A 13,891-nucleotide genomic window follows, 5' to 3' on the forward strand; every position below is an offset into this window, starting at 1 on the left:
ACGGAGACAGTCTGAACAGGTATAGGCTCGCAGTATCGGGTCACTGGGCAGATGGACTCAAGACAACATCAGGACGGAGAGAGTATGAGCAGTTATCGGATCGCAGTATTGCCGGGGGACGGCATTGGCCCGGAAGTGATGGCCGAAGCCATCAAGGTACTGGAAAAGGTGCAGACCAAATTCGGCTTCTCCCTCGACTATGATCGCTTTGATGTCGGCGGCATCGCCATCGACAACCACGGCACCCCGCTGCCCCAGAGCACCGTAGCGGGCTGCGAAGCGGCCGACGCCGTGCTGTTCGGCTCGGTCGGTGGCCCCAAGTGGGAGCACCTGCCGCCGAACGATCAGCCGGAGCGCGGCGCCCTGCTGCCCCTGCGTGCTCACTTCAAACTGTTCTGCAACCTGCGCCCGGCACGCATCTACACCGGCCTGGAGCAGTTCTCCCCCCTGCGTGCCGACATCTCGGATCGCGGCTTCGACATCGCCTGCGTGCGCGAGCTGACCGGCGGCATCTACTTCGGCCAGCCCAAGGGGCGTGAAGGGGAAGGTGCCACCGAGAAGGCGTTCGACACCGAGGTCTACCACCGTTTCGAGATCGAGCGCATCGCCAAGATAGCGTTCGAATCGGCCCGGGTGCGCAAGGCCAGGGTCACCTCCATCGACAAGGCCAACGTACTCGCCTCCTCCATCCTGTGGCGCGAGGTGGTGACACAAGTCGCCCAATCCTACCCGGATGTGGCCCTGAACCACATGTACATCGACAACGCCACCATGCAGCTCATCAAGGATCCGTCCCAGTTCGACGTGCTGCTCTGCTCCAACCTGTTCGGTGACATCCTCTCCGACGAGTGCGCCATGATCACCGGCTCCATGGGGCTGCTCCCCTCCGCCAGCCTGAACGAATCCGGCTTCGGTCTGTTCGAGCCGGCCGGTGGCTCGGCCCCGGACATCGCCGGCAAGGGCATTGCGAACCCCATCGCCCAGATCCTCTCCGCCGCCCTGATGCTGCGCTACAGCCTGGGCCAGGAAGCCGCCGCCCAGGCCATCGAGCAGGCCGTGGCCCAGACCCTGGCAGAAGGCTATTTCACCGCCGACCTGCATCAGGCCAGCGCCAAGCACCCGGTGCAGAGCACCGCCGAGATGGGCAACCAGATAGCCGCACGGATCTGAGCCACGCAGCACATAACAAGGAATACAGAGCAATGTCCAAGACCCTCTATCAGAAAGTGTTCGACGCCCACCTGGTCCGGGAAGTGGAAGGGGAAACCCCCCTCATCTACATCGACCGTCATCTGGTGCATGAAGTGACCAGCCCCCAGGCGTTCGACGGCCTGCGCGCCATGAAGCGCCCGCTGCGCCGCCCGGACCTGACCTGGGCCACCATGGATCACAACGTCTCCACCACCACCAAGGACATCGCCGCCTCCGGCGAGATGGCCCGCATCCAGATGGAGACCCTTGCCGCCAACTGCAAGGAGTTCGGGGTTCGCCTCTACGATCTCAACCACAAATACCAGGGCATAGTCCACGTGATGGGCCCGGAGCTCGGCATCACATTGCCCGGCACCACCATCGTCTGCGGTGACTCCCACACCGCCACCCACGGCGCCTTCGGGTCGCTCGCGTTCGGCATCGGCACGTCCGAAGTGGAACACGTGATGGCCACCCAGACCCTGAAACAGGGCCGGGCCAAGACCATGCGCATTTCGGTCAACGGCAAACTGAGCGACGGGATCAGCGCCAAGGACGTGGTGCTGGCCATTATCGGCAAGGTCGGCGCTGCCGGCGGTACCGGTTATGTGGTGGAGTTCGCAGGCGATGCCATCACGGGTCTCTCCATGGAAGGGCGCATGACGGTGTGCAACATGGCCATCGAGCTGGGTGCCAAGGCCGGCATGATAGCCCCGGATCAGACCACCATCGACTACATCCGCGGCAAGGAGTTCGCCCCCACCGGCGAGGCGCTGGCCCAGGCCATCGCCTACTGGCAAACCCTCAAGAGCGATGCCGATGCCAGATTCGATGCCGAAGTGGTGCTGGACGCCGCCGACATAGCCCCTCAGGTCACCTGGGGCACCAACCCGGGCCAGGTCATCGCCGTCAATGAACCCATCCCGGCGCCGGAATCCTTCGCCGATCCGGTGGAGCAGCAGTCCGCCCGCAAGGCGCTGGCCTACATGGACCTGCAGCCGGGCCAGAAGCTCTCTGATGTCGCCATCGACAAGGTGTTCATCGGTTCGTGCACCAACAGCCGCATCGAGGATCTGCGTGCCGCCGCCGCCATCGCCCGTGGCCGCAAGGTGGCCGCCGGGGTCCAGGCCCTGGTGGTGCCGGGCTCCGAGCAGGTGAAGGCCCAGGCCGAGGCCGAGGGGCTGGACAAGATCTTCCTCGAGGCAGGCTTTGAATGGCGCCTGCCCGGCTGCTCCATGTGCCTGGCCATGAACAACGACCGGCTGCAACCGGGAGAGCGCTGCGCCTCCACCAGCAACCGCAACTTCGAAGGGCGTCAAGGCCGCGCCGGCCGCACCCACCTGGTGAGTCCGGCCATGGCCGCCGCCGCCGCCGTCACCGGCCGCTTCGCCGACATCCGCGCACTGTAAGAGGGAAGAGAGATGACAGGATTCAAACAACACAAAGGGGTCGTCGTCCCCCTCGACAGCGCCAACGTCGACACCGACGCCATCATTCCCAAGCAATTTTTGCAGAAGGTGAACCGCATCGGTTTTGGCAAGCACCTGTTCCACGACTGGCGCTTCCTGGACGATGCCGGGGAGCAGCCCAACCCCGAGTTCGTGCTGAACCAGCCGCAATTCGCCGGCGCCAGCATCCTCTTGGCCCGGGAGAACTTCGGCTGCGGCTCGAGCCGCGAGCATGCCCCCTGGGCGCTGGCAGACTACGGCTTCAAGACCATCATTGCCCCGAGCTTTGCCGACATCTTCTACGGCAACGCCATCAACAACGGCATGGTGCCGGTTCGTCTGAAGGAGGAGGAGGTCGACGCCCTGTTCCAGCTGGTCGCAGCCCAGCCGGGCATCGAGATCGACGTGGATCTGGAGGCCAATCAGGTGCGTGCAGGCAGCCTCACATTCGGCTTCGAGATCGATGAGTTTCGCCGCTACTGTCTGCTCAACGGGTTGGATGCCATCGGCCTGACCCTGCAACACGAGGCCGCCATCAGCGCCTTCGAGGCGAAGCAGCCGAGCTGGATTTAATTAGCCAGTTGCAAAAAACGAGTAGAATCCACAGGGAGCCTTGGCTCCCTGTTTTATTGTCAGGTCAAGGTTCACACCATGACCCGCCACTTCTGCATGCCCGACGAGACACCTGGATGAAGACGACGATTGCCCTCCCCCTGCTCTGCAGCTTCTGGCTGGCGCAGCCGGCCTGCGCCGGGCAGACCTATTTCAACAGCAGCAGCGGCCAGCTCAACGTCGGCTGGCAGGACAGGGAGGGCAAGGCCCAGCAACTCAGCTACCGGCTGGAGGCGGGCAAACTGCCGCCGCTCATCGCCTATCGCCCGGCCAGGATGCAGGAGGAGGTGTTGCAGAGTTTGCTGCAGCAGGCGGAGCTTGAATTCCCCGAGGTGCAGTTCTCCCTCTCTCGCCCCAGCCTCGCCCTCAGCCTCAAGAGTCGCAACGCCGACAAGGCCAGGGAAGCCTCGCTATGGGTCAAGCCGGAGCAGGCCAGGCTGGAGGCCGAGTGGCTCAAGCAGCACTACTTCCAGCCCTTCACCCCGCCCGACGGCCAGCCCGCCATCAAGCAGGACCATGTGCGCATCGCCCTGGAGAGCCGCGCCGAGCTGGCGCCCCTGGCCGAGCAGCTCAAGCAGGAGGGCGCCACAGAGACAGAGGCGCGCCAGAAGGCGGTGACCCATATGCTCGACTTCGTGCAGGCCATCCCCTATCAGCTGCTCGACAGCCAGTCGGGTCGCTCAGGCAAGGGCTTTCTGACCCCGCGCCAGGTGCTGGAGCAGAACCGGGGGGATTGCGACAGCAAGGTGACCCTGATGGCCGCCCTGCTGGCCCAGCTCTTTCCCGATCTCAAGCAGGCCATGGTGTTCGTGCCGGGTCATGCCCTGCTGGGGGTGGCCCTGCCGGCTCAAGCGGGCGAGGCGACCCTGAGCTGGGAGGGGGAGACCTATCTGTTGCTCGAGCCAACCGGCCCAGCGCCCCTGCCCCCGGGCCAGCTGGCGCCGAGCAGCAGAGTCTTGGTGGAGAGCGGCCAGCTGAGCGTGCAGCCGGTGCGTACCGAGGAGGCAGGATGAGTCGACGGGGATGCCGATGCGCCCCTGCCGGGCGCATCCATCAACCTATCTGTTGAAACTCCACCGCCAGCAGCTTGCCTTCAGCCTCGTCCAGCTCCCGAATGATGCGAGCCCTGGCCTCAAACGGTGGCAGCAGATTGCTGTGGGTGGCGAGACTGACCCGGATCGGCTGGCCAAGATCGAGGCCGTGTTCGCTGACCAGTATCCCCATGCCATTGGCGCTGAGATCCCGGCAGATCCCCACCAGGATGAGATCCTGCTGATAGAGGGTGACGGGGGCATTGATTATCATGCGCTGGAAGGCGCGTCTTTCCTTGGTGCTGGTGATCACTCAAACCTCCTGGTGTGGTTATGCTTGCCCCGCCCACTGCGCAAGTTGTGCTGGCCTGGCCCCCAGAAGGTTAATACAATGCGACTCCTTGCTCAAACGGGGTGCGCCCAGGCGCTGAGATGATACCCGTGAACCTGATCCAGATAATGCTGGCGGAGGAATTTGAGACAAGAGGCGCGGGGCGCCTCCTCATCCGTCGGCTCCTCACAGGAGTGCCATAGATGAACACCATGCTGACCGCCGCCACCGCCCTGCTGCTCACCGGCGCCGCCCAGGCCGCGACCTCCCCGACCCTCACCGTCTATACCTATGACTCTTTCGCCTCCGAATGGGGCCCGGGACCCAAGGTCAAGCAGGCCTTCGAGCAGGAGTGTGACTGCACCCTCAATCTGGTGCCGCTTGAAGATGGGGTCGCCATCCTCAACCGGCTGCGCCTCGAAGGGGGCCACAGCAAGGCCGATCTGGTGCTGGGTCTGGACGATGCCCTAGTGGCCGAGGCCAAGCAGAGCGGTCTGTTCGCCCCCCATGCCACCCAACTCGACGCCCTCAAGGTGCCGGGTGGCTGGCAGGATGACACCTTCGTCCCCTATGACTACGGCTACTTCGCCTTCGTCTATGACAAGGACAAACTCGCCCTGCCCCCCAAGAGCCTGAAAGAGCTGGTGGAGCGCCCCGATCTCAAGGTGATCTATCAGGATCCCCGCACCTCCACCCCGGGACAGGGGCTGATGCTGTGGATGAAGTCTGTCTACGGTGACCAGGCCCCCGCCGCCTGGGAACAGCTGGCCAAGAAGACGGTCACCGTCACCAAAGGGTGGTCAGAGGCCTACGGCATGTTCATGGACGGCGAGGCGGACATGGTGCTCTCCTACACCAGCTCCCCCGCCTATCATCTGATCGCCGAGCAGAAGAACCAGTATCGGGCTGCCGCGTTTGAAGAGGGGCACTACCGCCAGGTAGAGGTGGCCGCCAAGCTGAAAAACACCATGCAGGACAAGCTCGCCGACCAGTTCCTGCAATTCATGATAAGTCCCGCCTTCCAGCAACTGATCCCGACCGGCAACTGGATGTATCCGGTCATCAACACCGAACTGCCCAAGGGGTTCGAGCAGATGATCACCGTGGCCAAACCGCTCGCCTTCAGCGCAGATGAGGTGGCCACCCACCGCAAGGGCTGGATCCGCGAATGGCTGCAAGCCGTCACCCAGTGAACGCAGGCTCTCGTCCCCTCTGGTGGCTGCCGGGCCTTGGCGCCACCAGCATCATCCTCTTGCTGGCCCTAGGGCCGCTGGTCGCCCTGTTGTGGCAGGCGGGAAGCTTCTCCCTGCGCGCCCTGCTGGCCGATCCCTACCTGCGCCATGTGCTGGGCTTCAGCCTGGGACAGGCCCTGCTCTCCACCCTGCTGAGCCTGGGACTGGCCATTCCGGTGGCCCGCGCCCTGGCCCGGCGCCGCTTCCCGGGTCGCCGCCTGCTGCTCAAGCTGTTCGGCCTCTCCCTGGTGCTGCCCGTCATCATCGCCATCTTCGGTATCGTCGCCGTCCATGGCAGGCAGGGCTGGCTGCCACAGCTACTGCGCGGACTCGGACTGGAACCCGGCAACTATCTGTACGGCCTGTTCGGCATCCTGCTGGCCCATGTCTTCTTCAACATGCCCCTGGCGGCCCGCCTGCTACTGCAAAGCCTGGAGACCATCCCCGAATCCTCCTGGCGCCTGGCCAGCCAGCTCGGCATGCGCTCCTCCCATATCTTCCGACTGCTGGAGTGGCCGCTCATTCGCGCCGCCCTGCCGGGGCTGGCCAGCCTCATCTTCATGCTCTGCTTCACCAGCTTCACCACAGTGCTGGCCCTTGGCGGCGGCCCCAAGTCCACCACATTGGAGGTGGCCATCTATCAGGCTCTGCGCTTCGATTTTGATCTCGCCACCGCTGGTGGCCTGGCCCTGGTGCAGCTGCTGCTCACCGCCGCCCTGCTCCTGGTGCAGCACAAGTTGCAGAGCAGCCCGCCCGGTCGCGTGAACCGGGCAGGCACCACTCGGCGCCCGGACAGCCAGCAGGCGGGCACCCTGCTGACCGATAGCCTGGTGCTGCTGCTGGCCATCGCCATCTTCCTGCCGCCCCTGCTGGCCATCCTGATCGCCGGCGCCAATGACGAACTGCTCACGGCGCTGGCCTCCCGCGCCTTGTGGCAGGCGGCAGGCCAGTCACTGCTTATCGCCGTCGGGGCCGGGATCCTCGCCACCCTGCTCGGCAGCGGCCTGCTGCTCACCAGCCGCCACCTCAAGGTGCGCAGGCGCCGTCGCCGCGCCGCCGCCCTGTGGGAAGCCAGTGGCGCCATGATACTGATGATACCGGCGGTGGTGCTGAGTACAGGGCTCTTCATCCTGTTCATGCCCTTCGCCGATGTGTTCGCGCTCGCCCCCTGGCTGGTGGTACTGGTCAACGCCCTGATGGCCCTGCCCTATGTGTTGCGTACCCTCTCCGCTCCCATGCAGCTGGTGGTGCGCCAGTATGACAGGCTGGCGGACAGCCTGGGGGTAAGCGGGATCCATCGTTTTCGCCTGGTGGAGCTGCCTCTGCTGCGCCGCCCGCTGGCGCTCGCCATGGCGCTCTCCATGATACTGTCCCTCGGGGATCTCGGCGCCATCGCCATGTTTGGCAGCCAGAGCCTCACTACCCTGCCCTGGCTGCTCTATCAACAGCTCGGCAGTTACCGGCTGACCGAGGCGGCCGCCACCGCCCTGCTGCTGCTGCTCTTGTGTCTTTCCCTGTTCTGGTTGGTCGAAAGAGGCCTTGGAGGAAAGCATGCCGAACATTGAGGCCCGGCACTCTCACCACTTACTCGGCCCCCCCTGGTTGGTCCAACCGCCTCCTGGAGAAGACAACATGCCGAACAGTGAGGCACGGCACTCTCACCACTTATTCGGCCCCCCTGGTTGGTCCAGCCGCCTCTTGGAGAAGACAACATGCTGAACATTGATGGGCTGGTCACCAGCTACCCCGACTGGCGCGTCAGCTTCAGTGCGACCCTGCCCAGGGGAGAGATCACCGCCCTGATAGGACCGAGTGGCGCCGGCAAGTCCACCCTGCTCGGCATGATAGCGGGCTTCGTGCCGGTAGAATCCGGCAGCCTCAGCTTTGACGGGGAGGATCTCTTGCCCCTGGGCCCGGCCGAACGACCGGTCACCACCCTGTTTCAGGATCACAACCTCTTCCTGCACCTGTCGGTGTTCGACAACATCGCCATCGGCCTGCACCCTGGACTGCGCCTGAGTGCTGCCCAGCGGACCCAGGTGAACGATGCTGCCGGACGGGTGGGCCTTGGCGACATGCTGGCCCGCCTGCCGGAGCAGCTTTCCGGCGGCCAGCAACAGCGGGTCGGGCTGGCTCGCGCCCTGGTGCGGGGCAAGCCGCTGCTGCTGCTGGACGAGCCCTTCTCGGCGCTCGATCCCGCCCTGCGCCGGGAGATGCTGGCCGAAGTGGCCCGCCTCGCCTGCGAGCAGGGCATTACCGTGCTCATGGTCTCCCATAACCCGGAGGATGCCCAGCTCATCGCCGACCGGCTGCTGTTTATCGACGAGGGACGCATCGCCCTGCAAGGCACACCCGATATCCTGCAACAGAGCGATCACCCCGGCCTCTTGCGCTACCTTGGCCGCACCCCCTTGCCATAAGGTCGGCACCCGGCGTCAGAGAGCAAAAAGGGAAGCCGACCGGCTTCCCTTTTCATATGCAGCTATGTGGTTAAATCAGAGGTTTTCCTCGGCAAACGAGGCCAGTCGGCTGCGCACCACCCCGTTGAGGTAGATGTTGGCGCTCCCTTCGAAGTTCTTGAATCGCTCGACGATGTAAGTCAGGCCCGAAGTCACCGGGCTCAGATAATTGGAGTCAATCTGGGCCAGGTTGCCGGAACAGACAATCTTGGTGCCCTCGCCGCAGCGGGTGATGATGGTCTTGAGCTGGGAGGCGGTCAGGTTCTGGCACTCGTCCAGCAAGACGAAGGTGTTCTGTATGCTGCGCCCGCGCATGAAGTTGACCGATTTGAACTGGATGTTGGCCTTCTCCATGATGTAGCTGAGCGACCCGCTCATGTTCTCGTCCTGCTTGTGCAGCACCTCCAGGGTATCGGTCACCGCCGCCAGCCAGGGCATCATCTTCTCCTCCTCGGTGCCGGGCAGGAAACCGATGCTCTCGGCGATTTCCGGGGTGTTGCGGGTGACGATCACCTTGTCGTAGATCCCTTTCTCGATCACCAGTTCCAGGGCCGCCGCCATGGCCAGCAGGGTCTTGCCGCAGCCCGCCGGGCCGGTCAGGATCACCAGCTCGATGTGGGGATCGAGCAGGGCATCCAGGGCCATGCCCTGATAGATGTTCTTGGGATGCACACCCCAGGCCTTGCGCGACATCAATCGCTCGCGGCCCAGATCCCGCAGCCGTATGTGTTGATCGTCATGCTCGAGCACCCGGGCGGCGAAGAAGTTCTCCTCGTCGATGAGGTACTGGTTCACATGCACCCCCTCGAGCAGCTTGGTTTCGACTACATGGACGGTTTCCCGGCCATGGGTCTCGCTCTCGCACTCGCCGACCCGCTCCCAGAAGCTGCCAGGCACCTGCTGGAATCCCTTGGCCAGCAACCGGATGTCGTCGATCAGCTGGTCGCTGCGATAATCCTCCACATGGGCCAGCCCGGCGCCCTTCGCCTTGAGCCGCATGTTGATGTCCTTGGTGACCAGCACCACCTGACGCTTGGACTCATGCTTTTGCAGGTAGAGGGCGGCGTTGATGATGCGGTTGTCCGCCTCCTTGTCGGTGAAGATCTCGGCGTCCTGGGGCAGATGGTGGTCACTGAAGATGGAGATATGACCCGAGGCCTCCCCGGCCAGGGGTACCCCTGTGGTGATCTGCTCCGGCGTCGCGTCGCGAAACACATCCTCCAGCGCACGGATGGCGACCCTGGCATCCCGGCTCACATCCTTCTGGCGATCCTTGATGTTGTCGAGCTCTTCGAGCACCGTCATGGGGATGAGCACGTCGTGCTCTTTGAAGGAGTAGATGGCGAGGGGTTCGTGTAACAGAACGTTGGTATCCAGGATAAACAGCTTCCGGTCCGCATTGTCCATAAGCATCCTCCTTGGCACTGAAGGTGCCACGTGTGTGAATCTCAGATGTCATTGAAACCACACGACCGTGACAGTTTTATTACCCCCAACGCTACGCCCGATTTTACCGCTGCGCAACAAATCGCTTGCACATCAGTCTCGCTTGAACATAAAAGCAGCAATGAAAAGACCGGCACTCTGGCCGGCCTTTCATCACCTTTCACTCCCTTACCCGCACCTGGAGTCGCCGCAATTGAGGCAGGTCATGCAGCCATCCTTCTGCACCAGCGCCTTGCTGTGACACTTGTAGCAAAGCGCCGCACCGGGCGGGAAACCGTCCCCCTGTTGCGGTTGCTCGGCCTGCTTCTTCGCCAGGAACGCCTGCTGATGCTCATCGGGCCCGGGCACCTTGAGCATGCCGAGCTCGGTGAGGTGGGTCTCGATCACGTTGCCAATTTCGGCGATGAGCGACGGCACATACCTGCCCTTGTTCCAGTAGCCCCCCTTGGGGTCGAACACGGATCTCAGCTCCTCCACCAGGAAGGTGACGTCCCCCCTCTTGCGAAACACCGCCGAGATGATGCGGGTCAGCGCCACTATCCACTGGTAGTGCTCCAGGCTCTTGGAGTTGATGAAGATCTCGAACGGACGGCGGGTCTCGTGCACAGTGCCTTCGTTGAGCACTATGTCGTTGATGGTGATGAACAGCGAATGCTCGGAGACATGTTCCGGTGTCTTCAGCTTGTAGGTGGTGCCCATCAGCCGCTCCGGGCGCAGTACCGTCTCGTGCATGTGCACCACCTCATCCTGAGGAGCCAGCGCTTCTTGCGGTTCATCCCGGGGTTTCACCTTGTAGGCGACGATTTTCCTGTCGATCTTCTTGACCATGCCTCGTCCTCAGAACTTGCCGTAATAGCCTTCTTTCAAGGCGTCATAGAGGTTGGCGGCGGTGTGCAGCTCGCCATCGTATTCGACCTCTTCGTTCCCCTTGGCCGTGATGACGGTGCCATCCTCCAGGGTGAACTCATAGCTCGTATTCTCCAGATCCTGCTCCTTCACCAGCACGCCCTGGAAGGCCTCGGGGTTGAAGCGGAAGGTGGTGCATCCCTTGAGGCCGGAGTCCGAGGCATAGAGGTAGATATCCTTGAACTGCTCGAATGGGAAATCGGTCGGCACGTTGGCGGTCTTGGAGATGGACGAATCTATCCAGTGCTGGGCCGCGGCCTGGATGTCCACGTGCTGGGCCGGGCTGATGTCGTCGGCGGTGATGAAGTAAGCCGGCAGAGGACTCCCCGCTTCTTTGGCATAGGGCATGGCCGCCGGATTCACCAGCTCGCGATAGGCCAGCAGCTCGAAGGAGTAGACATCCACACTCTCCTTGCTCTTCTTGCCCTCCTTGATGACGTTGCGGCGGTAGTGGTGGGCAAAGCTCGGCTCTATGCCGTTGCTGGCGTTGTTGGCGAGCGACAGGGAGATGGTGCCGGTCGGCGCTATGCTGCTGTGGTGGGTGAAGCGCCCACCTACCTCGGCCAGCTCGGCCACCAGGGCGGGATCCACCTTGGCCACCTGCTGCATGTAGCGGCTGTAGCGGGCGTGCAACACCTTGCCCTTCACCTTGTCGCCGAGCTTGATGCCATCTGCCGCCATCTCGGGGCGCAAGCGCAGCATCTTGCCGGTGACCTCGAACTCCTGCTCCAGTATGGGCGCCGGGCCCTTCTCTTTGGCCAGCACCAGGGATTCGCGCCAGCCAGCCATCGCCAGCTCCTGGGAGACCTGTCCGGTAAAGGCGACGGAAGCCGCGGATCCATATTTTATCTGCAGCATGGTGAGAGTCGAGCCCAGCCCCAGGAAACCCATGCCGTGGCGACGCTTGGCGGTGATCTCCTCGCGCTGTCTGGCCAGCGGCAGCTGGTTTATCTCCACCACGTTGTCCAGCATGCGGGTGAAAATGGCCACCACCTTGCGAAACGCGGGCCAGTCGAAGGTCGCCTGTTCGGTGAAAGGCTCGCGCACAAACCTGGTCAGATTGACCGACCCCAGCAGGCAGGCACCATAGGGCGGCAGGGGCTGTTCCCCGCAGGGGTTGGTGGCGCGGATCTCCTCGCAGAACCAGTTGTTGTTCATCTGGTTCACCTTGTCGATCAGGATGAAGCCGGGCTCTCCATAGTCGTAGGTGGAGGCCATGATGACGTTCCAGAGCGTGCGGGCGGGCAGGGTCTTGTAGACCTTGCAGGCCACCTGCCCCGAGTCGCTTATCACCACCCCCTCCTTGTTGGGCCAGTCCGCCCAGATCACCTGCTCGGGATCGTCCAGGGCTATGCCGTCCTGCTCCACCTCCTTGACGGTGTAGGGGAAGATAAGCCGCCAGGGGGCATCCTCCTTCACCGCCTTGACGAACGCTTCTGTGATGAGCAGGGAGAGGTTGAACTGACGCAAGCGACCATCCTCCCGCTTGGCCTGGATAAACTCGACGACATCGGGATGCCGGATATCCATGGTGCCCATCTGGGCGCCACGACGGCCACCGGCAGAGGAGACGGTGAAACACATCTTGTCGTAGATATCCATGAAGGAGAGCGGGCCCGAGGTATAGGCCCCAGCGCCGGAGACGAAGGCACCGCGCGGGCGCAGGGTCGAAAAGTCGTAACCGATACCGCAACCGGCCTTGAGAGTGAGGCCGGCCTCGTGCACCTTGCCGAGGATATCGTCCATCGAATCCTCAATGGTGCCGGAGACAGTGCAGTTGATGGTCGAGGTGGCAGGCTTGTGCTCAAAAGCCCCCGCATTGGAGGTGATACGACCTGCCGGGATGGCGCCATTGCGCAGCGCCCACAGGAAGGGTTCATACCAGGCATCGGGCTCGCGCTCCTGGGCCGCCAGGGCGCGGGCAACCCGCTGATAGGTCTCGTCTATGGTGCCCTCGATAGGGGCCCCATCCTTGCTCTTGAGGCGATACTTGCTGTCCCAGATCTCGAGGGAGGTCTCCTGCAGGGGGATGAGGGCAGAGTTGGGTCCACTCTCCAGCACAGGGTTGGATTTAGCCATTTTCAAGCCACCTTATGTGTATGCAACCACGTCATGACAGAACGAAGAACACAACCGATAGGTTTCATATCAACCAACTCATACTATATGTAGTATCTCTCCCACGGACCGCCGATGCTATCCCCAAAAAAATGCCCCGGTCAGAAACGTCTGGACCAGGGCATTTAACTGATTCATTTCCCGAAAGATTTAATGGGAAGAAAAATGTCAGGGCTGCTTGACGTACACGCTCGGCGTCTCGCCCGCCATATTCAGGTAGAACTCATAGACGCCATCGGCATCCGGTGAGAACTTCATGTCCTCGTACTTGGAGCAGGGATTGACCGGCACAGGCTCCCCTCCCAGTACGGCAACCCCGTCACTCGGGCTCAGATAACCGAAGTTGGTGCCGCAGCTCCAGCCGGAGTCGGCAAACTTGAACTTGTAGGGCGCCCACTCTTTCTTGAGGGTACCCTTGGCCATATAGAGCTTGCCGGCCACCTTGACGACCTTGCTCTCGTCGGTTGCCATCCAGTCGTTCATCTCACCGCGCAGGTAAATGGCCTTGCCACCGAAGTCGCTGTTGCCTGCCGCCTGCTCTGCACCGCCATTGGCTGTGCAGCCGCCTAATACCAGGGTTCCCGCCGCCAGTATCGTCGTTACTGTTCTCTTGAACATGTGTCCATTCCTCAGATTATTGTGATTCCTTGGTCCATCGATGTGGACTCATGGATTAAACCAGAGCACTCGGCACAAGAAAGGTAAGGCCATCACAATCCGTACTTTTTATATCCAGCACGCTGAATCAAGGAGCGAATGTCGAACAGATGAAAGGAATGGATGAGACGAAGGGCAGCAATCGTCAAACCGCAGGATGGCTAGAGGCCGATGAACAGGCGATATATTGATTTTCAGGCAATAAAAAACCCCGCTCGAGTGAGCGGGGTTTCTTGTATTGGGTGCCTGGCAGTGTCCTACTCTCGCATGGCGAATGCCACACTACCATCGGCGCTACCGCGTTTCACTTCTGAGTTCGGCATGGGATCAGGTGGTTCCACGGCGCTATGGCCGCCAGGCAAAATCTTAATCCAGAAAGCTGACGTGAATAATGACTTCGCTAGTTGCTTGTCACTATCACTGAATTTGTAAGTAGTTCTCGCACTTGCTACAAGCACCA

At 62.3% G+C, this 13,891-nt stretch carries 12 protein-coding genes, 1 rRNA gene and 1 riboswitch; of the genes, 7 read left to right on the forward strand and 6 right to left on the reverse strand.

The features are described from left to right. Window positions 1-84: 84 nt before the first annotated feature. The 4 genes from leuB (at window position 85) to BN1119_RS11065 (ending at window position 4,264) form a co-directional block, all read left to right on the forward strand. On the forward strand, window positions 85-1,170 hold the full coding sequence (gene leuB, locus BN1119_RS11050; RefSeq protein ID WP_041997770.1) for a 3-isopropylmalate dehydrogenase: 1,086 nt from the start codon (window positions 85-87) through the stop codon (window positions 1,168-1,170). A gap of 32 nt (window positions 1,171-1,202) precedes the next feature. Continuing rightward, window positions 1,203-2,600, forward strand: a complete 1,398-nt coding sequence (gene leuC / locus BN1119_RS11055) for a 3-isopropylmalate dehydratase large subunit (protein WP_041997771.1) — start codon at window positions 1,203-1,205, stop codon at window positions 2,598-2,600. 12 nt (window positions 2,601-2,612) lie between these two features. Beyond that, window positions 2,613-3,212: a 3-isopropylmalate dehydratase small subunit gene (leuD, locus tag BN1119_RS11060; protein WP_041997772.1), complete on the forward strand. Its 600-nt coding sequence runs from the start codon at window positions 2,613-2,615 to the stop codon at window positions 3,210-3,212. Between the two features lie 116 nt (window positions 3,213-3,328). After that, window positions 3,329-4,264, forward strand: coding sequence for a transglutaminase-like domain-containing protein (locus BN1119_RS11065; RefSeq protein ID WP_041997773.1), 936 nt, complete (start codon window positions 3,329-3,331; stop codon window positions 4,262-4,264). Window positions 4,265-4,304: 40 nt separating this feature from the next. Here the strand turns inward: BN1119_RS11065 and BN1119_RS11070 are convergent, their stop codons facing one another. Continuing rightward, on the reverse strand, window positions 4,305-4,595 hold the full coding sequence (locus tag BN1119_RS11070) for a PilZ domain-containing protein (RefSeq protein ID WP_041997774.1): 291 nt from the start codon (window positions 4,593-4,595) through the stop codon (window positions 4,305-4,307). 87 nt (window positions 4,596-4,682) lie between these two features. Further along, window positions 4,683-4,773: riboswitch (TPP riboswitch) on the forward strand. 43 nt (window positions 4,774-4,816) lie between these two features. On the opposite strand from BN1119_RS11070, the gene thiB reads away from it, so the two are divergent. From thiB to thiQ, 3 genes are all read left to right on the forward strand, one after another. Next, window positions 4,817-5,806: a thiamine ABC transporter substrate binding subunit gene (gene thiB / locus BN1119_RS11075; RefSeq protein ID WP_041997775.1), complete on the forward strand. Its 990-nt coding sequence runs from the start codon at window positions 4,817-4,819 to the stop codon at window positions 5,804-5,806. Then, window positions 5,782-7,410 carry a thiamine/thiamine pyrophosphate ABC transporter permease gene (gene thiP, locus BN1119_RS11080; RefSeq protein ID WP_041997776.1) on the forward strand — a complete coding sequence of 543 codons (1,629 nt, stop codon included), beginning with the start codon at window positions 5,782-5,784 and terminating at the stop codon, window positions 7,408-7,410. Before thiB ends, thiP begins: the two co-directional genes overlap by 25 nt. Window positions 7,411-7,557: 147 nt before the next feature. Further along, window positions 7,558-8,265 (forward strand): thiamine ABC transporter ATP-binding protein, encoded by a 708-nt coding sequence (gene thiQ, locus BN1119_RS11085; protein ID WP_041997777.1) that lies wholly within the window; start codon window positions 7,558-7,560, stop codon window positions 8,263-8,265. Window positions 8,266-8,340: 75 nt separating this feature from the next. Here thiQ and BN1119_RS11090 read toward each other — a convergent pair whose 3' ends face one another. The 5 genes from BN1119_RS11090 to rrf form a co-directional block, all read right to left on the reverse strand. Further along, window positions 8,341-9,711, reverse strand: coding sequence for a PhoH family protein (locus BN1119_RS11090; protein ID WP_041997778.1), 1,371 nt, complete (start codon window positions 9,709-9,711; stop codon window positions 8,341-8,343). 207 nt (window positions 9,712-9,918) lie between these two features. Continuing rightward, window positions 9,919-10,578: a TSCPD domain-containing protein gene (locus tag BN1119_RS11095; RefSeq protein ID WP_041997780.1), complete on the reverse strand. Its 660-nt coding sequence runs from the start codon at window positions 10,576-10,578 to the stop codon at window positions 9,919-9,921. 9 nt (window positions 10,579-10,587) lie between these two features. After that, a complete protein-coding gene (locus BN1119_RS11100; protein WP_041997782.1) occupies window positions 10,588-12,735 on the reverse strand; it encodes an adenosylcobalamin-dependent ribonucleoside-diphosphate reductase in 2,148 nt (715 codons plus the stop codon). 207 nt (window positions 12,736-12,942) lie between these two features. Continuing rightward, window positions 12,943-13,392 (reverse strand): early set domain-containing protein, encoded by a 450-nt coding sequence (locus BN1119_RS11105; protein WP_041997784.1) that lies wholly within the window; start codon window positions 13,390-13,392, stop codon window positions 12,943-12,945. A 283-nt stretch (window positions 13,393-13,675) separates the two neighbouring features. Then, a 5S ribosomal RNA gene (gene rrf, locus BN1119_RS11110) occupies window positions 13,676-13,790 on the reverse strand. Between the last annotated feature and the right edge of the window lie 101 nt (window positions 13,791-13,891).

This window comes from Aeromonas bivalvium, assembly GCF_000819765.1.
GTDB classification, from domain to species: domain Bacteria; phylum Pseudomonadota; class Gammaproteobacteria; order Enterobacterales; family Aeromonadaceae; genus Aeromonas; species Aeromonas bivalvium.